27 protein-coding genes are annotated in these 26,871 nt (G+C 58.5%); 15 read left to right on the forward strand and 12 right to left on the reverse strand.

Annotated features, from left to right (window positions below; genetic code table 11):
• The first annotated feature begins 15 nt into the window (after positions 1 to 15).
• Both phnW and phnX read left to right on the forward strand, forming a co-directional pair.
• Entirely contained in the window at positions 16 to 1,119 is a 1,104-nt protein-coding gene (gene phnW / locus FOT55_RS09750) for a 2-aminoethylphosphonate--pyruvate transaminase (RefSeq protein WP_049209394.1), read from the forward strand.
• 9 nt (positions 1,120 to 1,128) lie between these two features.
• Entirely contained in the window at positions 1,129 to 1,938 is an 810-nt protein-coding gene (gene phnX, locus FOT55_RS09755) for a phosphonoacetaldehyde hydrolase (RefSeq protein ID WP_025302597.1), read from the forward strand.
• Positions 1,939 to 2,001: 63 nt separating this feature from the next.
• Here the strand turns inward: phnX and FOT55_RS09760 are convergent, their stop codons facing one another.
• From FOT55_RS09760 to FOT55_RS09775, 4 genes are all read right to left on the reverse strand, one after another.
• The gene (locus FOT55_RS09760; protein WP_025302598.1) at positions 2,002 to 3,393 is read right to left on the reverse strand and encodes an L-cystine transporter; all 1,392 of its coding nucleotides are present in this window, start codon (positions 3,391 to 3,393) and stop codon (positions 2,002 to 2,004) included.
• Positions 3,394 to 3,574: 181 nt separating this feature from the next.
• A complete protein-coding gene (locus FOT55_RS09765; RefSeq protein ID WP_141997901.1) occupies positions 3,575 to 4,123 on the reverse strand; it encodes a metal-dependent hydrolase in 549 nt (182 codons plus the stop codon).
• Between the two features lie 421 nt (positions 4,124 to 4,544).
• Positions 4,545 to 5,210: a hexitol phosphatase HxpB gene (gene hxpB, locus FOT55_RS09770; protein WP_147823418.1), complete on the reverse strand. Its 666-nt coding sequence runs from the start codon at positions 5,208 to 5,210 to the stop codon at positions 4,545 to 4,547.
• A 64-nt stretch (positions 5,211 to 5,274) separates the two neighbouring features.
• Positions 5,275 to 6,555: an HdeD family acid-resistance protein gene (locus tag FOT55_RS09775; RefSeq protein ID WP_147823419.1), complete on the reverse strand. Its 1,281-nt coding sequence runs from the start codon at positions 6,553 to 6,555 to the stop codon at positions 5,275 to 5,277.
• A 185-nt stretch (positions 6,556 to 6,740) separates the two neighbouring features.
• On the opposite strand from FOT55_RS09775, the gene FOT55_RS09780 reads away from it, so the two are divergent.
• Complete coding sequence (locus FOT55_RS09780; protein ID WP_025302601.1) at positions 6,741 to 7,301, forward strand: YniB family protein; 561 nt, start codon at positions 6,741 to 6,743, stop codon at positions 7,299 to 7,301.
• A gap of 35 nt (positions 7,302 to 7,336) precedes the next feature.
• Here the strand turns inward: FOT55_RS09780 and FOT55_RS09785 are convergent, their stop codons facing one another.
• The 6 genes from FOT55_RS09785 to ghoS form a co-directional block, all read right to left on the reverse strand.
• Complete coding sequence (locus FOT55_RS09785) at positions 7,337 to 8,206, reverse strand: fructosamine kinase family protein (RefSeq protein WP_033642864.1); 870 nt, start codon at positions 8,204 to 8,206, stop codon at positions 7,337 to 7,339.
• A gap of 236 nt (positions 8,207 to 8,442) precedes the next feature.
• On the reverse strand, positions 8,443 to 9,297 hold the full coding sequence (locus FOT55_RS09790; RefSeq protein WP_025302603.1) for a metal ABC transporter permease: 855 nt from the start codon (positions 9,295 to 9,297) through the stop codon (positions 8,443 to 8,445).
• Positions 9,297 to 10,157, reverse strand: coding sequence for an iron/manganese ABC transporter permease subunit YfeC (gene yfeC, locus FOT55_RS09795; RefSeq protein ID WP_015377686.1), 861 nt, complete (start codon positions 10,155 to 10,157; stop codon positions 9,297 to 9,299). Before yfeC ends, FOT55_RS09790 begins: the two co-directional genes overlap by 1 nt.
• Entirely contained in the window at positions 10,157 to 11,047 is an 891-nt protein-coding gene (locus FOT55_RS09800; protein WP_043143367.1) for a manganese/iron ABC transporter ATP-binding protein, read from the reverse strand. Before FOT55_RS09800 ends, yfeC begins: the two co-directional genes overlap by 1 nt.
• Positions 11,044 to 11,988: a metal ABC transporter substrate-binding protein gene (locus FOT55_RS09805; protein WP_147823420.1), complete on the reverse strand. Its 945-nt coding sequence runs from the start codon at positions 11,986 to 11,988 to the stop codon at positions 11,044 to 11,046. The genes FOT55_RS09800 and FOT55_RS09805 overlap by 4 nt, the downstream gene beginning before the upstream one ends.
• A 131-nt stretch (positions 11,989 to 12,119) precedes the next feature.
• On the reverse strand, positions 12,120 to 12,419 hold the full coding sequence (ghoS, locus tag FOT55_RS09810; protein WP_147823421.1) for a type V toxin-antitoxin system endoribonuclease antitoxin GhoS: 300 nt from the start codon (positions 12,417 to 12,419) through the stop codon (positions 12,120 to 12,122).
• Between the two features lie 109 nt (positions 12,420 to 12,528).
• Here ghoS and FOT55_RS09815 point away from each other — a divergent pair, with 109 nt between their 5' ends.
• The 6 genes from FOT55_RS09815 to FOT55_RS09840 all read left to right on the forward strand — a co-directional run bounded on the left by FOT55_RS09815 (position 12,529) and on the right by FOT55_RS09840 (position 20,186).
• Positions 12,529 to 13,194: a transglycosylase SLT domain-containing protein gene (locus FOT55_RS09815; RefSeq protein ID WP_025302607.1), complete on the forward strand. Its 666-nt coding sequence runs from the start codon at positions 12,529 to 12,531 to the stop codon at positions 13,192 to 13,194.
• A 307-nt stretch (positions 13,195 to 13,501) separates the two neighbouring features.
• Complete coding sequence (locus tag FOT55_RS09820; RefSeq protein WP_025302608.1) at positions 13,502 to 14,227, forward strand: gluconate 2-dehydrogenase subunit 3 family protein; 726 nt, start codon at positions 13,502 to 13,504, stop codon at positions 14,225 to 14,227.
• A gap of 2 nt (positions 14,228 to 14,229) precedes the next feature.
• The gene (locus FOT55_RS09825) at positions 14,230 to 16,011 is read left to right on the forward strand and encodes a GMC family oxidoreductase (RefSeq protein WP_147823422.1); all 1,782 of its coding nucleotides are present in this window, start codon (positions 14,230 to 14,232) and stop codon (positions 16,009 to 16,011) included.
• Positions 16,012 to 16,023: 12 nt separating this feature from the next.
• On the forward strand, positions 16,024 to 17,361 hold the full coding sequence (locus FOT55_RS09830; protein WP_043143369.1) for a c-type cytochrome: 1,338 nt from the start codon (positions 16,024 to 16,026) through the stop codon (positions 17,359 to 17,361).
• A gap of 257 nt (positions 17,362 to 17,618) precedes the next feature.
• Complete coding sequence (locus FOT55_RS09835) at positions 17,619 to 18,902, forward strand: SLC5/6 family protein (protein ID WP_043143391.1); 1,284 nt, start codon at positions 17,619 to 17,621, stop codon at positions 18,900 to 18,902.
• Positions 18,903 to 19,052: 150 nt separating this feature from the next.
• Complete coding sequence (locus FOT55_RS09840) at positions 19,053 to 20,186, forward strand: ABC transporter substrate-binding protein (protein ID WP_033642872.1); 1,134 nt, start codon at positions 19,053 to 19,055, stop codon at positions 20,184 to 20,186.
• A gap of 36 nt (positions 20,187 to 20,222) precedes the next feature.
• Here the strand turns inward: FOT55_RS09840 and FOT55_RS09845 are convergent, their stop codons facing one another.
• Together FOT55_RS09845 and FOT55_RS09850 are read right to left on the reverse strand one after the other, a co-directional pair.
• Positions 20,223 to 20,909, reverse strand: coding sequence for a MarC family NAAT transporter (locus FOT55_RS09845; RefSeq protein WP_025302613.1), 687 nt, complete (start codon positions 20,907 to 20,909; stop codon positions 20,223 to 20,225).
• 107 nt (positions 20,910 to 21,016) lie between these two features.
• Complete coding sequence (locus tag FOT55_RS09850; RefSeq protein ID WP_065424057.1) at positions 21,017 to 21,244, reverse strand: hypothetical protein; 228 nt, start codon at positions 21,242 to 21,244, stop codon at positions 21,017 to 21,019.
• A 223-nt stretch (positions 21,245 to 21,467) separates the two neighbouring features.
• Here FOT55_RS09850 and FOT55_RS09855 point away from each other — a divergent pair, with 223 nt between their 5' ends.
• The 6 genes from FOT55_RS09855 (at position 21,468) to rplT (ending at position 26,779) form a co-directional block, all read left to right on the forward strand.
• Entirely contained in the window at positions 21,468 to 22,517 is a 1,050-nt protein-coding gene (locus FOT55_RS09855; protein ID WP_147823423.1) for an AAA family ATPase, read from the forward strand.
• 240 nt (positions 22,518 to 22,757) lie between these two features.
• Positions 22,758 to 23,381 (forward strand): hypothetical protein, encoded by a 624-nt coding sequence (locus FOT55_RS09860; RefSeq protein WP_147823424.1) that lies wholly within the window; start codon positions 22,758 to 22,760, stop codon positions 23,379 to 23,381.
• A gap of 218 nt (positions 23,382 to 23,599) precedes the next feature.
• Positions 23,600 to 25,528 (forward strand): threonine--tRNA ligase, encoded by a 1,929-nt coding sequence (gene thrS, locus FOT55_RS09865; RefSeq protein ID WP_025159696.1) that lies wholly within the window; start codon positions 23,600 to 23,602, stop codon positions 25,526 to 25,528.
• A gap of 3 nt (positions 25,529 to 25,531) precedes the next feature.
• A complete protein-coding gene (gene infC / locus FOT55_RS09870; RefSeq protein ID WP_048233542.1) occupies positions 25,532 to 26,083 on the forward strand; it encodes a translation initiation factor IF-3 in 552 nt (183 codons plus the stop codon).
• Between the two features lie 98 nt (positions 26,084 to 26,181).
• Positions 26,182 to 26,379 (forward strand): 50S ribosomal protein L35, encoded by a 198-nt coding sequence (gene rpmI, locus FOT55_RS09875; RefSeq protein WP_004931418.1) that lies wholly within the window; start codon positions 26,182 to 26,184, stop codon positions 26,377 to 26,379.
• Positions 26,380 to 26,422: 43 nt separating this feature from the next.
• Positions 26,423 to 26,779: a 50S ribosomal protein L20 gene (rplT, locus tag FOT55_RS09880; RefSeq protein ID WP_004931417.1), complete on the forward strand. Its 357-nt coding sequence runs from the start codon at positions 26,423 to 26,425 to the stop codon at positions 26,777 to 26,779.
• The last annotated feature ends 92 nt before the right edge of the window (positions 26,780 to 26,871 follow it).

The raw sequence follows: 26,871 nt of genomic DNA on the forward strand, positions 1-26,871 counted from the left end.
AAATAGGTGAATGACATGTCCGATCGTAACTACCTGCTGTTGACCCCCGGCCCGTTGACCACGTCGAAAACGGTGAAAGAGGCGATGCTGTATGACAGCTGCACCTGGGATGAAGATTACAACCTGGGCGTGGTGCAGCGCATCCGCCAACGGTTGGTGGCGCTGGCGACGCCGTCCGCCGGTTACACCGCGGTGCTGCTGCAGGGCAGCGGCAGTTTTGCGGTGGAAGGCGTGTTGGGCACGGTCATCGGCCCGCAGGACAAGCTGCTGATCGTCAACAACGGCGCCTATGGGGCGCGAATGATCGAAATGGCGCGGCTAATGGATATTGACCACCACGCTTTCGACTGCGGCGAGGTCAATGAGCCGGACGTGGCGGCGATGGAGGCGGTGCTGAAAAGCGATGCGCGCATCAGCCATATCGCCATGGTGCACTGTGAAACCACCACCGGCATGCTCAACCCGCTGCAGAAGGTCGCCGGTCTGGCGGCGCGCAACGGTAAAACCTTTATCGTTGACGCCATGAGCAGCTTCGGCGGCATTCCGTTGGATGTGGACGCGCTGGGCATCGATTTTCTGATCAGCTCCGCCAACAAATGCATTCAGGGCGTGCCGGGCTTCGCTTTCGTCATCGCCCGCCGCAGCGAGCTGGAGAAATGCGCCGGCCGTTCGCGCTCGCTGTCGCTGGATCTGTATGCCCAGTGGCGCTGTATGGAAGACCAGGCCGGCAAATGGCGCTTTACGTCGCCGACCCACACCGTGCTGGCCTTCGCGCAGGCGCTGAAAGAGCTGGAACACGAGGGCGGTATTGCCGCGCGCCACCACCGCTATCAGACCAATCAGCGTCGGCTGGTGGCGGGCATGCGTGAACTGGGCTTTGAGACCCTGCTGGACGATGCGCTGCACTCGCCGATCATCACCGCGTTCTATTCGCCGAAGGCCGACACTTACCGCTTCGCCGAGTTTTATCAGCGCCTGAAGCAGCAAGGCTTCGTGATTTATCCCGGCAAAGTGTCGCAGAGCGACTGTTTCCGCATCGGCAACATCGGGGAAATTTATCCGCAGGATATCGAACGCTTGCTGGCGGCCGTCGGGCAGGCGATGTACTGGAATCAATAAGGATTGACCATGAAACAGATCAACGCAGTGATCCTCGACTGGGCCGGCACCACGGTGGACTTCGGCTCCTTTGCGCCAACGCAGATTTTTGTCGAGGCGTTCAAGCAAACCTTCGATATCGACATCAGCCTGGCGGAGGCGCGCATTCCGATGGGGCTCGGCAAATGGCAGCACATCGAGGCGCTGGGCAAACTGCCGGCGGTCGACGCGCGCTGGCGGCAGAAGCTGGGCCGCTCGATGAGCCACCAGGATATCGACGCGCTGTATCAGGCGTTTATGCCGCTGCAAATCGCCAAAGTGATCGACTTTGCCGATCCCATCGAGGGCGTGCCGCAGGTGATTGCCGGGCTGCGCGAACAGGGCATCAAAATCGGTTCCTGCTCCGGTTATCCGCGCGCGGTGATGGAGGTGCTGGCGCCGGCCGCCGCGCAGCGCGGCTATGCGCCGGATTATTGGGTCGCCACCGACGATCTTGCGGCCGGCGGCCGACCGGGGCCGTGGATGGCGTTGCAGAACGTCATCGCGCTGGGCATCGATGCGGTGGCGCACTGCGTGAAGGTCGATGACGCGGTGCCGGGCATTGCCGAAGGGCTGAACGCCGGGATGTGGAGCGTCGGGCTGGCGCTGTCCGGCAACGAGTTCGGCGCTACCTGGTCGGAGTACCGTCAAATGGCGGCAGGGGAAATAGAGCAGCGCCGCACGGCGGCCGCCGATAAGCTGTACGCGGCGGGCGCGCATTATGTGATAGACACGCTGGCGCAATTACCGGATGTGATCGCCGATATCAACCGGCGGCTGGCGAACGGCGAGCGGCCGTAACGACCGAACGCGGGGCATAAAAAAACCGGGGATAATCCCCGGTTTTTTCGATCTGAGAGGGCGTTAGCTGTGAGCCAATTCGACTTCGTCTTCGCTGTCCATCACGGCTTTGTCGGTTTGCTTCATCAGCTGGCTGGTGATGGTGCCTGCCGCCATGGAGCCGTTGACGTTTAGCGCGGTACGGCCCATGTCGATCAGTGGTTCGACCGAGATCAGCAGCGCGACCAGCGTCACCGGCAGGCCCATCGCCGGCAGTACGATCAGCGCGGCGAAGGTGGCGCCACCGCCCACGCCCGCCACACCGGCGGAGCTGAGGGTGACGATGCCAACCAGGGTGGCGATCCACACCGGATCCAGCGGGTTGATGCCGACGGTCGGCGCAACCATCACCGCCAGCATCGCCGGGTAGAGGCCCGCACAGCCGTTCTGGCCGATGGTGGCGCCGAACGACGCCGAGAAGCTGGCGATGGATTCCGGCACGCCCAGACGACGGGTCTGCGCTTCCACGTTCAATGGAATGCTGGCGGCGCTGGAGCGGCTGGTGAAGGCGAAGGTGATCACCGGCCACACCTTGCGGAAGAACTTCATCGGGTTAACGCCGGTGAAGGCCAGCAGCACAGCGTGCACCACGAACATGATGGCCAGGCCGATGTACGAGGCCACCACGAAGCTGCCGAGCTTGACGATGTCGTGAATGTTGGAACCGGCGACCACTTTGGTCATCAGCGCCAGCACGCCGTACGGCGTCAGCTTCATGACCAGACGCACCAGCTTCATCACCCAGGCCTGCAGGGTGTCGATAGCCACCAGCACGCGCTCGCCTTTCGGCTTGTCGTCTTTCAGCAGCTGCAGCGACGCCACGCCGAGGAAGGTGGCGAAAATCACCACGCTAATGATCGACGTCGGGCTGGCGCCGGTCAGATCGGCGAACGGGTTTTTCGGGATGAACGACAGCACCATCTGCGGCACGGTCAGATCGGCCAGTTTACCCACGTAGTTGGTCTGGATCGCCGTCAGGCGCGCGCTTTCCTGCGCGCCCTGCACCAGGCCTTCGGCGGTCAGGCCGAACAGGTTGGTGACCAGCACGCCCACCAGCGCCGAGATCAGCGTAGTGAACAGCAGCGTGCCGATAGTCAGGACGCTGATTTTGCCCAGAGAAGAGGCGTTATGCAGCTTGGCCACCGCGCTCAGGATCGAGGCGAACACCAGCGGCATGACGATCATTTGCAGCAGTTGCACATAGCCGTTGCCGACGATGTTGAACCAGCTGATGGATTCTTTCAGTACCGGGTTGTCGGCGCCGTACACCAGCTGCAGGCCCAGACCGAATACTACGCCGACCACCAGGCCGACCAGCACTTTTTTCGCCAGGCTCCATTGCTTGTGGCGGGTTTGCGCCAGCAGCAAAAGAAGCGCGACAAACACCAGCACGTTAATCACGAGCGGAAGATTCATCCCCAATGTCTCCAATAATCTTTCTTATAAAAACGACTACGCATCACGTATGTCGCGATGTAAATATCGTAACAGTTTGCTGAGTGGCCTACTTATATCCAAATGGAATTTGATATAGCTTTTTGTGTTTTTTTGTTTGTTTTATATACACCAAGATGATGGATTGGGCGTATTTTTGTGATCAGAGTCTGATATTTCTGATTTGCTCGACATAGGATTGCACCGGCAGGGTGAAATCGCCTTGCCAGCAGATGGCAAACGCCACCAGGCACAGACACAGTACGCGCTCCAGCTGGTTGCCTTTTTGCGAGTTGAGCAGGGGCAGGCGAAAACGCCAGCGGCACGGCCACAGCAGCGGCACGCCGGCGGGCGTGAGCATGTCGGCCAGCAGATGGCTGAAGTAACCGATGATCATGGCGTGCATCGCATCGGCCGGGATCGGCCAGCTACGCGGCACGTCCAGCTGAAACAGCGCCATGCCGCCGGCGATCGCCAGCAGGCTGTGGGTGAAACCGCGGTGGCCGAAGGCGCGGGCGATGGGCAGGGCGATCCAGCGCAGGCGCTGGCCCAGTACCGACTTGGGGTGATCGATGTCCGGCAGCAGCGAGGTGAGCAGCGCGGCGGGTATGATGTGCCACCAGTCGCCGGTAGCCAGCTCTGGCGTCACTTCCGCCTTCTTGGCGAAGATCGCGCAAGCGACAGAGAAAATGAGATGTCCTTCCGCGGTCATGCTGTTGCGATTCCGGCTGGTAAACTGTTAATTTATCCAGTATATGGGAAAATTCCCAGTAGTGGAAGCAGTTACCCTGTAACCAATTGTTTATTTTTCCCTGTTTTACAACGGCTTGTTACGGTGCTGCGTAACAAATCATCGATTTTGACTGGCGAGAACAAAAAGCGGGCGATGGGCGATGCATGAAGATGAGAAAAAAGACGGTGGCTTGGCGTGTGGCGGGAGGAAGCGGCGGCCTTGAACCGCGCTGCGTGGCAGTGACAACGCGCCGCGGGCCGTCGCTTTCCCTGCCACCCAGCATAATAACAACAGCATGCCGATTCAATAATAATGAAACGCTGTTTCGTTTGTTTTGCGGCACGGATCCCTTTTATGGCGCAGAGCGGAAAGCCAGGGCGCCGATGACCGGCGCCGCAGGTCAGGCAAAGTGGGCGAGAGTGAGCTGTTCCAGGGTCTCCAGCTTGTGGTCCGCCAGCGCCCAGCGCGGATCGTGACGGTATTCGGCCGCCGGGATGACGATGGAACGCATGCGTGCGGCCTTGGTGGCGATCATGCCGTTAAAGGAGTCTTCCAGCGTGATGCAGCGCAGCGGATCGCTGCCCAGGCGCTCGGCGGCGATCAGGTAGACCTCAGGGTGTGGTTTGCTGTACGGCAGGTATTCGGCGGAAACCAGCTGATCGAAGTAACCTTCAAGATCGAACATCTTCAGCACCTGCTGTTGCATGTGCAGCGGCGAGGCGGAGGCGAGGCCAATGTTCAGCCCCTGGCTGCGGCACAGCTCCAGCGCCTGCTGAACGCCCGGCAGCAGCGGGCGCGTCTCGTGCACCAGCTCGATGGCGCGCTCGATAATCCGCGCCGACACCTCATCGAGCGAAACCCCTTGCCACGGCATCGCCTGGTACCACATCTTCACCACCAGATCGATGCGCAACCCCAGCGTGTCCGGCAGCTTGTGACGGTCGGACAGATCCAAACCCAGCGCGCCGAAGATATCCAGCTCGGCCTGCAGCCATAGCGGTTCCGAGTCGATCAACAAGCCGTCCATATCAAAAATTGCGGTTTCAATGCGTTGCGAATAAGCCATTAACGGTTAACTCCTGCCGGCGCGGGTGAATGTGCCCGACACTTTATCATCGCCGGTGACGAGACTAAAACCTTTGCCTGCGCGTTTGGCTTTTGCCAAAACGCAGGATATTCCACGCCTCGCGCAATTTTAGCCACCAGCGCTGATGTTGACGCTCGGTGACCTGTTGCAACATGCGTGCGTAGTCCAGCACCAAACCCGGCGTCCAGGTCATGCTTTCGCCGCGGCTGCGTAGTACCGCCAGCATCCACAGATTGGGATCGAGCACCAGCAACAGAAAGCGGCGCCACAGATGTTTATCACCCAGCACGCCTTCCAACGCGCTGTCGAGCGCGCCGATGACCGTGGTGGAACAGTTGCGTCGGGTCAGATTGTAGGTGGCGTCTTGCCGATAACGCAGCCAGAATGCGCGCAGCGCCGCCGGGTTATAGCGGTAGAATTGAATTTTCTTGTCCGGTGGGCACCAGGCGGCGATCTCACCCGGCAGGTCGGGCAGGAAACGCCCGTCGACGTTGTTCTGCTCGCCGGCATGCAACAACTGGCGGAAATCCTGAACGGAATGGCTGATGTCGTTGAGCGGGTAGTGACTGATATACACATCCGGCGCGAGCGCCAGGGCGGCATGACCGGTGGAGATATTGCCGCCGCCGTCGACCGCCGCGATGTATCGGTCGACGATGTAACGCCGGCGTGGATCTTTAGCCGCACCAATCGGTGTCCAGATGTACACCGTGAGTGGCGCAGTCTCATCCTCCGGGTGCGGTGGCTGCCGCGCGGGGTGCTGATTCAGAGAGAAGCTTGTCAGTCTCCGGGCGATACGCAATAAGGCCCAGCCGGAAAGCACCATCATCACGCCGAGGCAAAAGGGCACCGTCATCCGATGCGGCGCCGGCCAGCCGACAAAAATCATCAACGAAAGCAGGATCTCGCCGCCGCCCGCCAGCGCCACGCCTTTCCATCGACTGTGTTGAATCACCGTGGAGGAGGCGATGCGCACGGCGCCGTCAAGCAGCAGCGCGCTGCCAAACACCACGGTGGCGACGATGTTATCGTCTGCGGGCACGTCCAGCATTAAAAAGGCCATAAACACGAAACCCAATCCCTTCAGCAACACCGGCCTGCTGGCCGAAGAGCCGATCACCAGCGCAGCGGATATCGCCACCAGCCCCTCCAGCGCCAGGATGACCGCCAGCGCATCCAGCGCCAGCACCGACCGGCCATCCTGCAGTATGTCGAACAACATCAGCGCCCCTGCGGCTATCCACAGCCAACCGAACAGCACCAGCAGGCGGCGCTGGCCGTGCAGCGCCTGGGCGCCCAGCAATAAGATAATCAGTCGAATCATGGCGGCCTCTGTCCGAATGGATAACGTTACCCCTTCAATGATAGTGTGCCGGCGCCGTTAAGTTTTTGATTTCGACGAATTCGGCTAAGCTTGTAGCACAGCGGGAGTGAAGAAAACGGTGGGCGAGTTTCGCCAACAGCAGGTAGACTTAGCCGATTCGGTTACGTCGCTAACAAGGGGAACACATGACGTATCAACAGGCCGGGCGTCTCGCCATTTTGAAACGCATTCTCGGATGGGTGGTTTTTATCCCGGCGTTGCTGTCGACGCTGATTTCCGTGCTGGGTTTTATCTATCAGCACAGTGAAAAAACCAAGGGCATCAACGCAGTGATGCTGGATTTTGTCCACGTGATGGTGGACATGGTGCGTTTCAACACGCCGTTCCTGAACCTTTTCTGGTACAACTCACCGGTGCCTGACGTGGATAAAAGCCTGTTCAGCGGCGCCAATCTGATGTTCATCATCATCTATATTCTGATTTTCGTCGGGCTGGCGCTGCAGGCCTCCGGCGCGCGCATGTCGCGTCAGGTCAAGTTCATCCGCGAAGGGTTAGAAGACCAGATGATCCTGGAGCAGGCCAAGGGCAGCGAAGGGCACACGCGCCAACAGCTTGAGGAGCGCATTACGCTGCCGCACCACACCATCTTCCTGCAATACTTCCCGCTGTACATCCTGCCTATCGTGATTGCGGTGATCGCCTGGTTCGTGATCCGCCTGTTGGGGCAGTTGGCCGGCGCGGCCTGAACCATGATCGGGGCGCCGCACGGCGCCCCGGTACGTTACGACGCCTCGGGCTGCAGCAGCGCCTCCACCGCGCGTTGGGCAGCCACCAAATGCTGGCCGCCGAACAGATTGCTGCGGTTGAGCAGGTAGTACAGCTGATACAGCGGCTGGCGTTCGATAAATCCGGCCCCCAGCGGCCACACGCTCTGATAGCCGTCGTAGATCTGCGGCGGCAGCTCCGGATACAGCGGCAGCATCGCCAAATCGCACTCTCTGTCGCCCCAGTAGCTGGCCGGATCGAACAGGATCGGCCCGTTGGCGGTCATCGCGCAGTTGCCCGGCCACAGGTTTCCGTGCAGCAGGGAAGGCTGCGGCTGGTGATGCTGCAAGCGCAGATACACCCGATCGACGATGTCGTCGATGTCGCCGAAGGTCATGCCTTTTTCCGCCGCCAGCTGCAGCTGCCAGCCGATGCGCTGCTCGGCGAAGAATTCCGACCAGCGGCGTTGCCAGGCGTTGGGTTGCGGGGTGGTGGTCAAATCGCTGTCGAAGTCGAGACCGAACTGCGGTTGCTCGCTCCACTGGTGCAGATGCGCCAGTTGTTGCCCCAGGCAGTAGGCGCCGTGGGCGTCGAGGGGTTTCAACTGCTGATACTCCAGCAGCAGGAAGCTGTAGTCGCGATCGCTGCCGACGCCATACACTTCCGGTACCCGCACGCTTTTGCTGCGCGCCAGCAACGCCAGCTGATCGGCCTCGGCGGTGAATATCGGCAGTTGCTCACGGGCGTCGCATTTCACGAACACCTCGTTGTCACCGTAACTCACGCGCCACGCCGGGTGAATGTCGCCCCCGGGCAGTTCAATCCTTTCGCGTATCTCTGCGCTGCCAAGATGTTCACTTAACAGACGGCTAACGGCTTGCCACATGGTATTTCCCCCTCTGTGCTGCCTGATAATTCATTAGGTTAGCGTCTTTCCCGTGGTGAAAACACGACGCGGCGCACAGCCGGCGTCAAAGGCGGCGATTTTTTCAGCGCCTCGCCAGCTCAAAGTATATACCCTATTGATTAATTTAAGCGCAATACCGATTGCAACTTGATGACAACGGATAAGCCAGCGGAGGAATAGGATGCGGCGGGCACACCGCCGCATCAGAGGGGCGTTTAACTGCCCATCGGGGCGTTTTGGTTACCCTGTAACGGGCGCAGCTTGCTGTACAACAAGGCGACAACGAACAGCACGGCCTGCACGATGACGATACAGGGCCCGGTGGCGCCGTCGATGTGGAAGCTGATCAGGGTGCCGAGCACGCAAGAGAACACCGACACCACCGTTGCCACCATCAGCATGCGATCAAACCGGCGGCACAGCATAAAGGCGATGATGCCGGGGGCGATCAGCATGGCGATCACCAGGATCACCCCCACGGCCTGCAGCGAGGCGACGATGGTCATCGCCAGCAGGCAAAGCAGCCCGTAGTGCAGCAGCTTGACCGGCAGGCCAATCACCCGGGCGTGGTGCGGGTCGAAACAGTACAGCATGAAGTCTTTGCGCTTGAGCAACACCACCGCCAGGGTGATGCCGGCAATCAGCAGGGTTTGCTTGAGCTCGCCGTCGGTGATGCCCAGCATGTTGCCGAACAGAATGTGGCTTAGGTGTTGGTCGGTGTCGATGCGCGAGAACAGCACCAGGCCGAAGGCGAACATGCCGGAAAAGACGATGCCCATCACCGTGTCTTCTTTCACCCGGCTGTTCTCTTTCAGGTAGCCGGTGGCCACCGCGCAAAAGATGCCGGAGAGGAAGGCGCCGATCGCCAGCGGGATGCCGACCACGAACGCCACCACGATGCCGGGCAGTACCGCGTGCGAGATGGCGTCGCCCATCAGCGACCAGCCTTTGAGCACCAGATAGCAGGAGAGCACGGCGCACACTACGCCGGTGACGATGGCGGCGACGATCGCCCGCTGCATGAACGGGTAGGCGAAGGGTTCGCTGAGCAGTTGATACAGGGTGTCCATCAGCGGCCTCCGGTTTGCGAATGCGCCACACGGCGCCGGGACGCCAGCAGGCCGTGTTTCGGCGCGAAGAAGAACGCCGCCAGGAACACCAGCGTTTGCAGGGTGACGATCACCCCGCCGGTGGCGCCATCGAGGAAGAAACTCAGGTAGGCGCCGATGCCGCTGGTCAATGCGCCGATGATGATGGCGATGATCACCAGCCGGCTGAAGCGGTCGGTCAGCAGATAGGCGGTGGCGCCCGGCGTGATCACCATGGCGATCACCAAAATGGCGCCGACGGTTTGCAGCGCGGCGACGGTGCAGGCGCTGAGCAGGGTGAAGAACAGGATCTTCAGCTTCAGCGGCGACAGGCCGATCGATACCGCGTGGCTTTCGTCGAAGAACACCGCCAGCAGGTCTTTCCACACCAGACACAGGATCAGCAGCGAAACGCCGATGATGATTTCCACCTGCAGCACGTCTTCGTCGGCGATGCCGAGGATATTGCCGAAGATGATCGACTGTACGTTGACCGAGGTGGGGTTGAGCGACACGATCAGCAGGCCGACGGCGAAGAAGGTGGAGAAGATGAAGCCGATGATGGCGTCTTCGCGCAGGCGGGTGATGTGGCGCACCAGCGTCATCGCCAGCGCCGCCAGCATGCCGGTAAAGAAGGCGCCGGCGGCGTAGGGCAGGCCGAGGGCGTAGGCGCCGGCCACGCCGGGCACCACCGAGTGCGACAGCGCATCGCCCATCAACGACCATCCCTTCAGCATCAGATAGGCGGACAGGAACGCGCAGGCGGCGCCGACGATGGCGCTGACCCAGATGGCTTTCACCATGTAGTTATAACTGAAAGGTTGCAGCAGAAGGTCCAGCATCAGGATTGTTTCTCCCTGGCCTGGCTGTTGGCCGGCGGATCGCTTTTGGTGTGGCCGTAGAACACCGCCGGGCGCTCATCGTCGGTCAACACCGTAACGGTGCGCGGATCGTTGTCGTCGTGCAGGTCCGGGCCTGAGAGGTTGATATGGCGCAGCACGCCGCCGAATGCCTGCTCCAGGTTGCTCTGCGTGAAGGTGGTTTCGGTTGGGCCGGCGGCCAGCACCGTGCGGTTGATGAGGATCACCCGATCGCAAAACTCCGGCACGCTGCCGAGGTTGTGGGTGGAGACCAGGATCAGATGCCCCTCGTCGCGCAATGCGCGCAGCAGCTCGATAATGGCATTCTCGGTTTTCACATCCACGCCGGTGAACGGTTCATCCAGCAGCAGCACGGTGCCCTGTTGCGCCAGCGCGCGCGCCAGAAACACGCGCTTTTTCTGGCCGCCGGACAGCTCGCCGATCTGCCGACCGCGCAGCTCGCTGAGGCCGACGCGCTCCAGCGCCTTGTCAACCCGCAACCGGTCCTCTCGCGACGGAATGCGCAGGAAATTCATCTTGCCGTAGCGGCCCATCATCACCACGTCTTCCACCAGCACCGGGAAGTTCCAGTCGACGTCCTCGGTCTGCGGCACGTAGGCGATCAGGTTCTTTTTCAGCGCGTCCGCTACCGGTTTGTCGCTGAGCGACACCCGGCCGCTGGTGGGCCTGACCAGGCCCATGATGCTTTTGAACAACGTCGATTTACCGCTGCCGTTGACGCCGACCAGTGCGCAGATCGAACCGCCGCTCAGGGTAAAGCTGGCGTTGTGAATGGCGGTGTGTCCGTTGTTGTAGGTCACGGTGACGTCGTCCACGTTCAATTCAGGGCGGACAAACGGTTCATGGGTCATTGATCGAATCCTTTGGCGATGGTTTGCACGGTGGTGTTAAGCAGGTCGATATAGGTCGGCACCGGGCCGTCGCGGGTGGACAGCGAATCCACGTACAGCACGCCGCCGTATTTGGCGCCGGTTTCTTTCGCTACCTGCTTGGCCGGCTTGTCGGAAATGGTGCTTTCGCTGAACACCACCGGAATATGGTGGGCGCGCACCGCGTCGATTACCCGGCGCACCTGCTGCGGCGAACCTTGCTCATCGGCGTTGATCGGCCACAGATAGACTTCTTTCAGCTGATAGTCCTGCGCCAGGTAGCTGAAAGCGCCTTCGCTGGTCACCAGCCAACGCTGTGCGGTCGGAATGCGCGCCAGGCGTTCGCGCAGTGGGGCGTCCAGTGCGCCGATTTTCTCTGCGTAGGCTTTGGCGTTGCGGTTATAGGTTTCCGCATGTGCCGGATCGTGCTCCACCAGGGCTTTGCGAATGTTCTCGATGTACACCAGCGCGTTGCTTGGCGACATCCAGGCATGCGGGTTCGGGTTGCCGTTATACGGCCCTTCGCGGATCGGCAGCGGGGTGATGCCTTCGGTCACAACCGCCGCCGGCACCTGTTTGATGTTTTCGAAGAAGCGCTGGAACCAACGTTCCAGGTTCATGCCGTTCCACAGGATCAGGTCGGCGTGCTGCGCTTTGACGATGTCGCGCGGAGTCGGTTGATAGTCGTGGATCTCGGCGCCCGGCTTGGTGATGGATTCCACCACGGCGGCGTCACCGGCCACGTTCTGGGCAATGTCCTGAATGATGGTAAAGGTCGTCACCACGCGCAGCTTTTTATCCGCCAGCGCGTGTTGACTGACCAAGGCGGTGCCGAGCAGCAGGCAGGCGAGCGTGAAAGGGCGTAACAGTGCGGCAGCGCGGGAAGGGCGACTGCGACGAAAAGCGCTACTTATCAATGGCATGATGACGTCTCCTGGTTCAAATGAAAATGATTATCAATATCAATTGAAGCGAAGTCAAGCGTCACTTGCCCACCGCCGGCGGGGTATTTCTCCAACTGAAAAAATAATACCGTCCGGGGAGTTATAGCATTTTATGTATCAGTATGTAACCGCTGAAGGTAGTCCTTACAGCTGCATATCGCCACCTCCGGCTGTTTTCCCAATGCCAACTGCCCGAACCCCTGCGCCAGACGCTGTACATCCTCTTGATCCAGCACGGTTATAAACGCAAAACTGTTGCTGCCGAGCTCATGGTGAACGCCATTTTCGTCTGTCACCGACGTGACAAAACCTTCGCGCGTCAATTGCCCGGTCAGCTTCGCCAGGTCGGTTAATCCCGCTTCCTGATAGCGAAAAGTCACCACAAAGCAGTTTGTTGCAGATTGACTCATAAATCACCTCTTGGTATATGGATAGCTTGAGATTAGCCCAAAAAATTACTGCAGGTGTCCTTACAAGTTGTATATGCTACGCAACTCATTGAAAGGAGTGAGGGATTCTGTGAAAACAAAAATAGGTTGCCTTACGGCAATTTTGCTTTTGTCGGGGTGCGCCAAAGACCCACAAACGGCAAGCAATATTTCAGGCAGTGGCACAACGCGCGGCGGTTGGTTAAAACCCCCTCCGCAGGCACCGGTAAACCGCACAGGCACCCCGGTTGCTTATAACGATTACATTCGTCAGGCCGCCAGCAACTACGGCGTTGACGAAACGCTGATTAAAGCGATTATTCAGGTGGAGTCCGGGTTTAACCCGAACGTGGTCAGCACCTCGAACGCAGTGGGATTGATGCAGCTTAAGGCTTCTACCGCCGGCCGCGACGCCTATCGCATGAAAGGACGAAACGGGCAACCCAGCTCGCGTGAGCTGAAAGATCCGGCGGTCAATATTGATCTGGGAACGGCCTATATCAATATTCTTCAAAGCCAGCAGCTAGCCGGGATCAACAACCCTCAGACTCTGCGTTATGCCACCATCGTTTCGTACGTGAACGGGGCGGGTGCCATGTTACGCACCTTCTCCTCGGACAAGCGTGTGGCGGTGAATCGCATCAATCAGATGAGTCCGGACGAGTTTTATCAGCACATCCAGAAAAAGCACCCGGCACCGCAGGCGCCGCGCTATTTGTGGAAGGTGACCACCGCCTACCAGGCGATGTCGCAGTAACCCTCTCTTTTGTCGAATCGGCCGCTGAACGCGGCCGATTTTGTTTATGGCGCCGCTTAAGAGCACGACGCACCTCTCATTTTTCGTTATTTCCTCGCCGGTTATCAGAAAAACCGCACAAAAAGTTAAATTTACGTTAGCAGATAAATCTTTACGTTCATTCAATAAGTTACCGGTAACATTTTTGCATTTGCTCGCATTCTGACCTTCAATAAATAGACAAATAAGTAACAAATTATTTTAAAAACCCGTATCGATCGCAAGGTTGCGGTTAAATAGTTGTGACTATCTTTGGATGGAATGTGACATGTCGAATCATAAAACCAACAATTCGCGGCGCGATTTCTTGTTGAAATCGATGACCTTAATTCCTGCGGCGGTAATTGGTGGCAGTGGCGTTGGCGCGCTGACGGCACCGGCACCAGCGGTCGCGGCCCCGAACACTTCAACGCAGAACGATTACCAACCGACCTTTTTCACCCCGGAAGAGTGGGCCTTCATCAGGGCCGCCGTCGCGCGCCTGATCCCGGCCGACGAACGCGGCCCTGGCGCACTGGAAGCCGGCGTGCCGGAGTTTATCGATCGCCAGATGAATACCCCATACGCCACCGGCTCCATCTGGTACATGCAGGGGCCATTCAACCCCGATGTGCCGAAGGAGATGGGTTATCAGCTGCCGCTGGTGCCCAAGCAAATCTACAACCTCGGCATCAGTGACGCCGACGCCTACAGCAAGAAAACCGCCGGCAAGCCCTTCGCCGAACTGGATGGCGCACAGCAAGACGCCATGCTGCAAAAGTTCGAGTCCGGCGAGGCGGAGTTCCAGCAGCTGCCGTCGAAACTGTTCTTCTCCTATCTGTTGCAAAACACCCGCGAAGGTTTCTTCAGCGATCCTATCCATGGCGGCAACAAAGACATGGTGGGCTGGAAGCTGATTAATTTTCCGGGCGCGCGCGCCGATTTTATGGACTGGGTTGAGCGAGGGGAGCGTTATCCCTTCCCGCCGGTCTCGATTCGTGGGGAGAGGGGCTGATCATGGCAACGGTAATGAAAAAAGTAGATGCGGTGATCGTCGGTTTCGGCTGGGTGGGCGCGATCATGGCCAAAGAGCTGACCGAGGCCGGCCTCAACGTGGTGGCGTTGGAGCGTGGCCCGATGCGCGACACCTATCCGGACGGTTCTTATCCGCAGGTGATCGACGAGCTGACCTATAACATCCGCCGCAAACTGTTCCAGGATCTGTCGAAAAGCACCGTCACCATTCGCCACAACAGCAGCCAGACCGCGGTGCCTTACCGCCAGCTGGCGGCGTTCCTGCCGGGCACCGGCGTTGGCGGTGCCGGCCTGCACTGGTCGGGCGTGCATTTTCGCGTCGATCCGATCGAACTGCGCATGCGCAGCCACTATGAAGAGCGCTACGGCAAAAACTTCATTCCGAAGGACATGACCATCCAGGACTTCGGCGTGACCTACGACGAGCTGGAACCGTTCTTCGATAAAGCGGAGAAAGTGTTCGGCACCTCCGGCACCGCCTGGACCATCAAAGGGCAGAAAGTGGCGCAGAAGGGCGGCAACCGCTTTGCGGCGGATCGTTCCAGCGACTTCCCGCTGCCGGCGCAGAAAAATACCTACTCCGCCCAGCTGTTCGAGAAAGCGGCGCTGGAGGTGGGTTATCACCCTTACAACCTGCCGTCCGCCAACACCTCGGACTCTTACACCAACCCGTACGGCGCGCAGATGGGCCCGTGCAACTTCTGCGGTTTCTGCAGCGGCTACGCCTGCTACATGTATTCCAAGGCCTCGCCGAACGTCAACATCTTGCCGGCGCTGCGCATGGAGAAACGTTTCGAGCTGCGCACCAACGCCAACGTGCTGAAGGTCAACCTGACCGACGACAAATCCCGCGCCACCGGCGTGAACTACGTCGATGCGCAGGGCCGCGAGATTGAACAGCCGGCCGATCTGGTGATCCTGGGCGCGTTCCAGTTCCACAACGTGCACCTGATGCTGCTGTCCGGCATCGGCAAGCCTTACGATCCGGTGACCGGCGAAGGCGTGGTCGGGCGCAACTTCGCCTACCAGAACATGACCACCATCAAGGCGTTCTTCGATAAAGACGTGTTCACCAACCCGTTCATCGGCGCCGGCGGCAACGGCGTGGGCGTGGACGACTTCAACGCCGATAACTTCGACCATGCCAAAGAAGGCTTCGTCGGCGGTTCGCCGTTCTGGGTCAACCAGGCTGGCACCAAGCCGATCTCCGGCCTGCCGACGCCTCCGGGCACCCCGGCCTGGGGCAGCAAATGGAAAGCGGCGGTGGCGGATGCCTACACCCACCACGTTTCGATGGACGCCCACGGCGCGCACCAGTCGTACCGCAACAACTATCTGGATCTCGATCCCAACTACAAGAACGTCTTTGGCCAGCCGCTGCTGCGCATGACGTTCGACTGGCAGGAAAACGACATCAAGATGGCGCAGTTCATGTACGACAAGATGGCGCCGATCGCCAAGGCGATGAACCCGAAACTGATCGCCGGCAGCCCGAAAAACGCCAACAGCCACTTCGACACCACCAGCTACCAGACCACCCATATGAACGGCGGCGCGGTAATGGGGGAAGATCCGAAGACCAGCGCGGTCAACCGCTATCTGCAGAGCTGGGACGTGCACAACGTGTTCTCGATCGGCGCATCGGCCTTCCCGCAAGGGCTGGGCTACAACCCGACCGGCACCGTGGCGGCGCTGGCTTACTGGTCTGCCTGCGCCATTCGCGAGCAGTATCTGAAAAACCCAGGCCCATTGGTGCAGGCATAAGGACGGCGAACGATGAAAGCATTTGTACCGGCACTGGTTCTCAGTGCAGTGAGTTTTTCCGTTTGGGCGCAGGACGCCACCGTCAGCAGCGAGCTGATCAAGCGCGGTGAATACCTGGCGCGCGCCGGCGACTGCGTGGCTTGCCACACCGACGGCAAGAGCGGCAAAACCTTCGCCGGCGGTCTGGCGATGGAGACGCCGATCGGCACCATTTACTCCACCAACATCACGCCGGACAAGAAAACCGGCATCGGCGATTACAGCTTCGAGGATTTCGACAACGCGGTGCGTAAGGGCGTAGCCAAAAACGGCAGCACCCTGTACCCGGCGATGCCGTACCCGTCGTTCGCGCTGGTGAAAGAGGACGACATGCGCGCCATGTATGCCTATTTCATGCACGGCGTGCAGCCGGTGGAGCAGGCCAACAAGGATTCCGACATCCCGTGGCCGCTGTCGATGCGCTGGCCGCTGAGCATCTGGCGCGGCATGTTCGCGCCGTCGCCGGCGGATTTCGTCGCTGACGCCAAGGCCGATCCGGTGATTGAGCGCGGCCGCTACCTGGTGGAAGGCCTGGGCCACTGCGGTGCCTGCCATACCCCGCGCAGCATCACCATGCAGGAAAAAGCGCTGAGCAACAGCGAAAGCGACGACTACCTGTCCGGCAGCAACGCGCCGATCGACGGCTGGGTGGCTTCCAGCTTGCGCAGCGACCGTAAGGATGGCCTGGGCAGCTGGAGCGAAGCCGAGCTGACCGAGTTCCTGAAAACCGGCCGTAACGACAAGGCGATCGTGTTTGGCGGCATGAGCGACGTGGTGGAGCACAGCCTGCAATACCTGAGCGACGACGATCTGACCGCCATCGCACGCTACCTGAAATCGCTGCCGCCGAAAGACGGCAAGCAGCAGGCGGCACCGGTCGAAGACAGCGTGGCCAAGGATCTGTGGCGCGGTGACGACAGCAAGCCCGGCGCGGCGCTGTATGTCGATAACTGCGCGGCCTGCCACCGCACCGACGGCGTGGGCTATAAGCGCGCCTTCCCGTCGCTGAAGGGCAACCCGGTGGTGCAGACCGAGGACGCGACCTCGCTGATCCACATCGTGCTGACCGGTAACACCACGCCGGCGGTGCAGGGCGCGGTGTCCAACATCACCATGCCGCCGTTTGGCTGGCGTCTGAACGATCAGCAGGTGGCGGACGTGGTGAACTTCATCCGTACCAGCTGGGGCAACAGCGCCAAACCGGTGAGCGCCTCCGACGTGGCCGACGTGCGTAAAGACCGCTCGATGATCCGCGACGAGAAGGAGATGGGCAGCGCCGAGGTGCCGGACCATCCGGACGCGAAGAAGTAAACCGCTTAAGGGCTCCGCAAGGAGCCCTTAGTTTTTCCTGCCCGTGCCGGTTTTTTCAGCATTTTCTGTTCACAAATCATCCGTTCAGCCGATAAAACATAGACCCGCAGCGGATTTTTCATTATCCTTTGCCGTCCTTTCATCAGGCGTAAGTATGAAATATCGCTTTAATTCACTGATTACTATTAAAAAATTCGCGGAGAAGGATATCCCGTTAGGCGCAATCGTTGGCGCTGCAGATTAAGGTAGACTGTCTCATGAGTACGATTTCTCCCGATTCAGGCACGCTGACGGCCGCTCAGCCTGCCAAATGGAACAAAACCGACACCGTCTGGATGTTCGGTCTCTATGCCACCGCGGTGGGCGCCGGCACATTGTTCTTGCCGATCAACGCCGGTTTGAACGGCCCGCTGGTGCTGCTGTTGATGGCGCTGTTCGCTTTCCCGTTGACCTATTTGCCGCACCGCGCGCTCAGCCGCTTCGTGCTTTCTGGCTCCAGCCGCGACGGCAATATTCACGATGTGGTGGTGGAACACTTCGGCGTGCTGGCCGGAAAAATCATCATGATGCTGTATCTGATGGCGTTCTTCCCGATCGTGCTGGTGTACAGCATTTCGATCACCAACGCGCTGGACAGCTTCCTGATCCACCAGTTCCACGTGGCGCCGCTGCCGCGTATCTGGCTGAGTCTGGCGGTGGTCGTAGTGCTCAATCTGGTGCTGCTGCGTGGCAAAGACAGCATCGTGGCGGCGATGGGCATGCTGGTGTTCCCGCTGCTGGTGTTCCTGATGGGTATTTCGCTGTACCTGATGCCGAGCTGGAATACCGCCAACTTCGTGCACGGCCTGGCCACCACCCGCTTCGACACGCCGGGGCTGTGGCATTCACTGTGGCTGGCGGTGCCGGTGATGGTGTTTTCCTTCAGCCATGCGCCGATCATTTCCTCCTTCGCCTCGACCCAGAAGAGCCTGTATGGCGACAAGGCGGAGCGCCGCTGCGCGCGCATCATGCGCTACAGCTATGTGCTGATCTGCGTTACCGTGCTGTTTTTCGTGTTCAGCTGCGTGCTGAGCCTGTCCCATGAAGACATGCAGCAGGCGAAAGATCAGAACATCACGGTGCTGACCACGCTGGCCAACAAGTTTTCCAACCCGCTGATCGCCTATCTCGGCCCGGTGATGGCAATGCTGGCAATGGCTAAATCCTATCTCGGCACCTCGCTGGGGGTGACGGAAGGGGCGACCAGCCTGATCGATGGCGTCACGCGCGCGGTCGGCAAGCCGCTCAGCTCGCGCATGACGCACCGCATCTCGGCGGTGGCACTGTTCCTGCTCACCTGGGCGGCGACGGTGTGGAACCCCAGCGCGCTGCACATCATCGAAACCATCAGCGGCCCGCTGATTGCAGCGATCCTGTTCATCCTGCCGATGTACGCGGTGCGTGCGGTGCCGGCCATGCGCCAATATCGCGCGGCGAGCAACGTCTTCGTGCTGGTGATGGGCTTGATTGCGCTGTCGGCGCTGATCTACGGCCTGATGTGATCCCCTGGGCGCGCCGGCTCCGGCGCGCCTCTTATCCTTCCTTTACACATCCCTTTGCAATTAATCGCCGGCATGCTGGGCGTTATCTTTGATAATGCAAGCCATTCTCATTAGTATTTCCTGAATGTATTCATGACTAAGGAGTCTTTCGTGCACCGTCGAATCACTTTGCCGGCGCTGGTCTGCGCCGCCTTACTCGCCTCTCCGGCGATGGCCACTACCTATCCGTTGACCCTGACCGACACCTCCGGCCAGACGGTCACCCTCCCGCAGGAGCCGAAACGCATCGTGGTGCAGGACGGGCGCGACATTCTCACGCTGGCGCTGCTCGATCGCGCCAACCCGTTCGGCCGGCTGGTGGCCTGGAATAACCTGCTGAAGAAAAGCGACGCGGCGACCTGGGAAATCTTGCAAAGCAAATGGCCGGCGGCGAAAAACATCATCGACATGGGATTCAGCGATAAAGGCGAGGTGAATCTGGAGAGCGTGATCGCCAAGCGCCCCGATCTGATGATCGCCCAGCTGCGCTCCAAGCCTTCGCTGAGCCAAACCGGCGTGCTGGATAAGCTGAAGGCGCTGAACGTGCCGGTGCTGTTTATCGATACCATGCTCAAGCCGGTGGAAAACACGCCGAAAAGCGTGACGCTGTTGGGGGAAACCCTCAACCGTGAAAGCGAAGCCAAGCAATATACCGATTATTATCAGCAGCATTATCAGGCCATTTTGGCCAAAACGCAGGCGGTGGCACCCAAACCGTTGGTGTTCTTCGAAGCCAAGGCCGGTCTGAATGGCCTGGAATCCTGCTGCTTCACCCATGCGCACGTCGGCTGGGGCGCGTTGGTCGAAGCGGTCGGCGCGCGTAACATCGGTTCTGCGCTGCTGCCGGGTGCGACCGGCGACGTGGCGCTGGAAAAAGTGATCAGTATGAAACCGGATGCGTATATCGTTTCCGGCTCGCAGTGGGCCAGCAAGACCAATGCCGCGGTGCCGTTCGGCTATGGCGTGACGCAGCAGCAGGTGGATGAGGCCTTCAACCGCATGAAGCAGCGCCCAGGGTTCTCGCAGGTGTCGGCGGTGAAGGAAGGGCGGTTCTACGGCATCTACCATAACTTCTACAACCACCCGTACAACATCGTCGGGCTAGAGTATCTGGCGAAGTTTATCTATCCGGCGCAGTTCCCGGATTTGGATCCGGCCAAGACCTACAGCGAGATCCTCAGTCGCTTTACCGAAGTGCCGGAAGGCAAGGGCATTTTGGGCGCGCAGGCGCCGGCGGGGAAATAACGGCAACGGGCGCGATGTCGCGCCCGTTTTGTATGATCAGGCGGTCGGTGTATAGGTGGAGATGATCTCCAGCACGCCGTTGATGATGAACTGTACCCCCATACACACCAGCAGGAACCCCATCAGGCGCGAGATCGCCTCGATGCCGCTTTTCCCCACCAACCGCATGATGGCGCCGGAACTGAGCAGGCAGGCCCACAGGATCACCGCGACCGTCAGGAAGATGGCGACCGGCGCCACGGCCAACACCCAGGGTTCAAAGCCCAGCGAGTTCGCTTTGACGCTCGATGCCGAGCTGATGATCATCGCGATGGTGCCCGGCCCGGCGGTGCTCGGCATGGCCAGCGGCACGAAGGCGATGTTGGCCGACGTCTTGTGGCGCAGCTCGTGCGACTTGCTCTCCACCTCCGGCGCGTCTTCGGGGCTCTGCTGCGGGAACAGCATGCGAAAACCGATGAAGGCGACGATCAGGCCGCCGGCGATGCGCAGGCCGGGGATCGAAATGCCGAAGGTGTTCATCACCACCTGCCCGGCGTAAAACGCCACCGTCATGATGCAGAACACATAAACCGAGGCCATCAGCGACTGCTGATTACGCTCTTCGCGCGTCATATTGCCGGACAACCCGAGCAGCAACGCCACCGTGGTCAGCGGGTTGGCCAGCGGCAACAGCAGCACCAAACCCAGTCCGATGGCCTGGAATAACTGCAAAATACCCGTCATAAAATAGACTCCCTGTGCAACGTTCAAGCCGCCAAACGGCGGCCCATGAGCTGAACAGCCTAGCTTGCCGTACGCCTGGCGGCAATGGGGATAGCTCGTAACGTTAATTAACCGTCGGCCCGGGCGTTCAGTGCCGCCGGCCGGCGAAATTGGTCGGCGGGAGACTCATCGTCATCGCCGCACTCGCCGGCGAGCTCAGGTTCATCCTCACACCCCAGCGGCGCTTCGTTGACCGCGATCGCGCGCGGCACCGAACGTGCGCCAAAATGCACCAGCCCATATAACGTCGCCAATGCCGCGCACGCCACGATGAGGGCTGCGAGTAACCGGTTCATGTTGTGCGCTAAGACCCTGTTCACTGGTGGATAGCGTAAGAATAGTGATGCTAAGACGGTCTGTCAGCGTATCGCCGCTGAGAGTAGACGCACTCTTGATGTTATTATCATTAATTATTTTTAACTGTTTTCACCCTTTAACCGCCTGATTGATGAAGCGAGTCTATAATGGTAAGGCTTTCTGGCATTTCTTTATAATCGAAAACTTAAAAGGAGTTTTACTATGGAAGTGGCAAAAGAATGGGTAGCGGCGAAAAAAATCTCCTGGGGCAGCGTCATCGGCGGCGTGATCACCGTATTGGCTGTTTCACTGCTGCTGTCGACGTTAGGCACCAGTCTTGGATTCTCCATCGTGGATCCGACATCAGACGATCCGATAAACGGCGCCGGTACCACCGTAGTGATTTGGTCCGCTGTTTCAATCATTATTAGTTTGGCCGCCGGCGCTTTTATTGCTGGGCGTTTGGCTGCTAATGACGGACTTATTCATGGCTTCCTGGTCTGGGCTACGTCACTGATTGTGGCGGCGGTACTGGGTGGGATGCTGGTCGGGTCTGCAGTGAAGGCGACCGGCAATGCGCTGGGCGCTATCGCTTCGACCTCCGGCAGCTTGCTCTCCGGCGCCGGTTCAGCGATTGGCAAAGGGGCATCCGGATTGGCGGACGCCGGCGGTAAAGTGTTTGACAAGTTGGGCATTGACACAACCTTGGAACCTGAACAGCTGCAAGGCGATGTGGTTACGGCGCTTAAAAAAAGCGGTATCCCGTCATTGCAGCCTGAATTCATGCAACAGCAGTTGAATGCGGCCAAAACTGATTTGGCGGACGCAGTAAAAGCCCTGGTACTTCAGCCTGACAATAGCGACGCCATTATTAATCAACTGGTCGCCAAGCTTAAAAAACAGGGTGAGGCCATCTCGCAAGATGTGGATCAAGACGCCCTGAAAAAGGCCTTGGCAGAAAATACCGATATGACGCCGCAGGAAGTGGACCAGACGGTGAAGAATTTGGTCGAAGCCAAAAATAAAACTGCGCAGCTGGTTAATCAGCGTTTGGATGACGCCGAAGCAAAAATCAATCAGGCAAAACAGGAGTATGTGGAGCTGAAACAGAAAGCGCGCGAACAGGCTGCCGCTGCTGCAGACGAATTGTCGCGGGCCGCATTATGGTCATTCTTTGCGCTGTTGATTGGCGCAGTGGTCAGTGCGTTGGCAGGCTTGTGGGGCGTTAACACCAATGCCCGCCGTATCGCGGTATCACCTGCGCAGGCGTAATCTTCGGGCTCCTTTGCGCGTCTCGATGATAGAGGGATGAGAGCCTGGAATACTGACGACGATGAAGTGACAGCCAGGAAAGACTGGCCCCACCCCGGCCCAGGTGCCGGGGTTTTTTTATTGTTTCGGCGTAATTAACGACCACCTTTCGCGTGGCTCAGGGCATTAGGCACCAATTGCCACGATCCCTGAGAACAGGTGGATACCATAGATGCGCTGTAAATAATAATGAGTGTGATTATGAAACAAGAACTGCATCTTTTACTGGGGAAAATCGGCGCATTCGCGCTTTCCGCCGCCTTCATGGCGGCATTGGTCGGCCTGGTGTTTATCGATGTGCACTGGCTGCATAACTTCGTTCATGAAACCTCGCTGACCGAAGCGGCACAGGAACTGTTGCTGCTCGCCATCTCCGGCGGTTTTTTCGCCGCGGCCCGGCGACAGGCTGAACGGCGTTCCGCCTGGCTGCTGGTTGGCGGCTTCTTTCTCTGCATGCTGATCCGCGAGATGGACTTCGCGTTCGATGCGTTGTGGCATGGCGCCTGGGTGTGGTTCGCACTGGCGGTCGCCTTGGCCTGCCTGTGGCATGCGGCACGGCATATTGCGGCCACGGTGCGCGGTCTGGCCTATTTCGTGACGCATCCCGGCTACGGCATGATGTGCGCCGGCCTGCTGTGCATTCTGGTGTTTTCACGCCTGTTCGGCATGAGCGCGCTGTGGCAAACGCTGATGCTGGACGGCTACAACCGAGTGGTGAAAAACATGGTGGAAGAGGGGTGCGAACTGTTGGGCTATGGCCTGTGTCTGTTGGCCACCCTCAGCTACCTGAAAGACGTTTTTGCGCCGAATAAGGCGAAAGTGTGAGGGCGGCGGCACTTTATTTATCCGGAACAATTTTAGTGATACTATTCGCTTAGCCGAATGCGGCTGAGAAGGTATGCGTTCCATTCTGTATACCCAGTGAGGTTTCAATCTGGCAATTGTGGGCGAGATCTGAAACCTGGCTGACCAAACCCAAAATCCAATTTTCGTACTGCATGTGATCTGTCGTGTGGGTCACCACTGTAGATAAGGAATTATTAATGCCTGTTATTACTCTTCCTGACGGTAGTCAGCGTCATTTCGACCACCCCGTTTCCCCGATGGATGTCGCGCGCGATATCGGCCCTGGCCTGGCGAAAGCCTGTATCGCCGGCCGCGTCAACGGCGAGCTGGTTGACGCCGGCGATCTGATCGAATCGGATGCGCAGCTGGCCATCATCACCATCAAAGATGAAGACGGTCTGGAAATCATGCGCCACTCCTGCGCGCACCTGCTGGGTCATGCGATCAAGCAGCTGTGGCCGGATACCAAAATGGCGATCGGTCCGGTGATCGACAACGGTTTTTATTATGACGTGGACATCGACCGCACCCTGACGCAGGAAGACCTGGATCTGCTGGAAAAGCGGATGCACGAGTTGGCCGATAAGGATTACGACGTCATCAAGAAGAAGGTCAGCTGGCAAGAAGCCCGTGACACCTTCGCTGAGCGCGGCGAAATCTATAAAGTGGCGATCCTGGATGAGAACATCAGCCATGACGATCGTCCGGGCCTGTATCACCACGAAGAATACGTCGACATGTGCCGCGGTCCGCACGTGCCGAACATGCGTTTCTGCCACCATTTCAAACTGCAGAAAACCTCCGGCGCTTACTGGCGCGGCGACAGCAAAAACAAAATGCTGCAGCGTATCTACGGTACCGCCTGGGCAGACAAGAAGCAGCTGAACGCCTACCTGCAGCGTCTGGAAGAAGCGGCCAAGCGCGATCACCGCAAGATCGGCAAACAGCTCGACCTGTATCACATGCAGGAAGAAGCGCCGGGTATGGTGTTCTGGCACAACGACGGTTGGACTATCTTCCGCGAGCTGGAAGCCTTCGTGCGCATGAAGCTCAAAGAGTATCAGTACCAGGAAGTGAAAGGTCCGTTCATGATGGACCGCGTGCTGTGGGAAAAAACCGGCCACTGGGAAAACTACAAAGACGCCATGTTCACCACCGCGTCGGAAAACCGCGAATACTGCATCAAGCCGATGAACTGCCCGGGTCACGTGCAGATCTTCAACCAGGGCCTGAAGTCGTACCGTGATTTGCCGCTGCGCATGGGTGAATTCGGCAGCTGCCACCGCAACGAGCCTTCGGGTTCCCTGCACGGCCTGATGCGCGTGCGCGGCTTCACGCAGGATGACGCCCACATTTTCTGTACCGAAGAGCAGGTGCGCGCCGAAGTGAACGAATGTATCCGCATGGTGTATGACGTGTACGGCACTTTCGGCTTCGACAAGATCGCCGTCAAGCTGTCCACGCGTCCGGAAAAACGCATCGGCACCGACGACATGTGGACCCGTGCGGAAGAAGACCTGGCCGCCGCGCTGACCGAGAACGGCATTCCGTTTGAATATCAGCCGGGTGAGGGCGCCTTCTACGGACCGAAAATTGAATTTACCCTGCATGATTGTTTGGATCGCGCATGGCAATGTGGTACCGTGCAGCTCGATTTCTTCTTGCCGGGCCGTTTGGGCGCATCGTACGTTGGCGAAAACAACGATCGCGTCGTGCCGGTAATGATTCACCGCGCCATTTTGGGCTCCATGGAACGCTTCATCGGTATCCTTACCGAAGAATATGCCGGGTTCTACCCGACCTGGATCGCTCCGGTGCAGGTGGTGGTGATGAATATCACCGATAGCCAGTCTGATTACGTCCAGCAATTGACCAAAAAACTGCAGGATGCAGGTATTCGCGTGAAAGCGGACTTGAGAAATGAGAAGATTGGCTTTAAAATTCGCGAACATACTTTACGTCGAGTCCCTTACATGTTGGTGTGCGGTGACAAAGAGGTCGAAGCAGGCAAAGTTGCCGTTCGTACCCGCCGTGGCAAAGACTTGGGAAGCCTGGACGTAAACGAAGTCGTAGACAAGCTGCTGAAAGAGATTCGCAGCCGTAGTCTTCATCAACTGGAGGAATAAAGTATTAAAGGCGGAAAACGAGTTCAACCGGCGCGTCCTAATCGCATTAACAGAGAAATTCGCGCGCAAGAAGTTCGCCTAACCGGCGTCGATGGCGAGCAGATTGGTATTGTCAGTCTGAATGAAGCTCTTGAAAAAGCTGAGGAAGCGGGCGTTGATTTAGTAGAAATCAGCCCAAATGCCGAACCGCCAGTTTGCCGAATCATGGATTACGGCAAATTCCTCTACGAGAAGAGCAAGTCGACGAAAGAACAGAAGAAGAAGCAAAAAGTTATCCAGGTTAAGGAAATCAAATTCCGTCCTGGCACCGATGATGGCGACTATCAGGTCAAACTACGCAACCTGATTCGCTTTCTGGAAGATGGCGATAAAGCCAAAATCACCCTGCGTTTCCGTGGGCGTGAGATGGCGCACCAGCAGATCGGTATGGAAGTGCTTAACCGCGTCCGTAAAGACCTGTGTGAAGATATGGATCTGGCAGTGGTCGAATCCTTCCCTACGAAGATCGAAGGCCGCCAGATGATTATGGTGCTCGCTCCTAAGAAGAAACAGTAAGGCTTACAAGTAATGGAACCCGCGCGGCGCTTGCGCTGTGTGGGTTTTATTCGCCCAACTGATTCGTTGTTTAACAATGCGAAGTGGATTTAATTAAAATGCCAAAGATTAAAACTGTACGTGGTGCAGCCAAGCGCTTCAAAAAAACCGGCAGCGGTGGTTTTAAGCGTAAACATGCCAACCTGCGTCATATTCTGACCAAAAAAGCAACCAAGCGTAAACGTCACCTGCGTCCGAAAGGCATGGTGTCTAAAAACGATCTGGTCCTGGTTACCGCGTGCCTGCCGTACGCATAAGCCATTTTTTTTGAATTTAGAATAAGACTTTAGGAGAGAGCATATGGCTCGCGTAAAACGTGGTGTAATTGCACGCGCACGTCACAAGAAAATTATGAAGCAGGCGAAAGGTTACTACGGTGCCCGTTCGCGCGTATATCGTGTTGCCTTCCAGGCAGTAATCAAAGCAGGCCAGTATGCTTACCGTGACCGTCGTCAACGTAAGCGTCAGTTCCGTCAGCTGTGGATTGCACGTATCAACGCAGCTGCTCGTCAGAACGGTCTGTCTTACAGCAAGTTCATCAACGGCTTGAAAAAAGCGTCGATCGAAATTGACCGTAAGATCCTGGCTGACATCGCAGTCTTCGACAAAGTGGCCTTCGGCGCACTGGTTGAGAAAGCGAAAGCAGCTCTGGCGTAAGTCAGTAGAAGAGGGAGCTTGCTCCCTCTTTTAATCTTTGTTTTCAGCGACAAATATTGACTTTCATTGCCCGCCGCTATATCACTGGTGGT

Source organism: Serratia bockelmannii, from assembly GCF_008011855.1.
In the GTDB taxonomy this organism is placed as follows: domain Bacteria; phylum Pseudomonadota; class Gammaproteobacteria; order Enterobacterales; family Enterobacteriaceae; genus Serratia; species Serratia bockelmannii.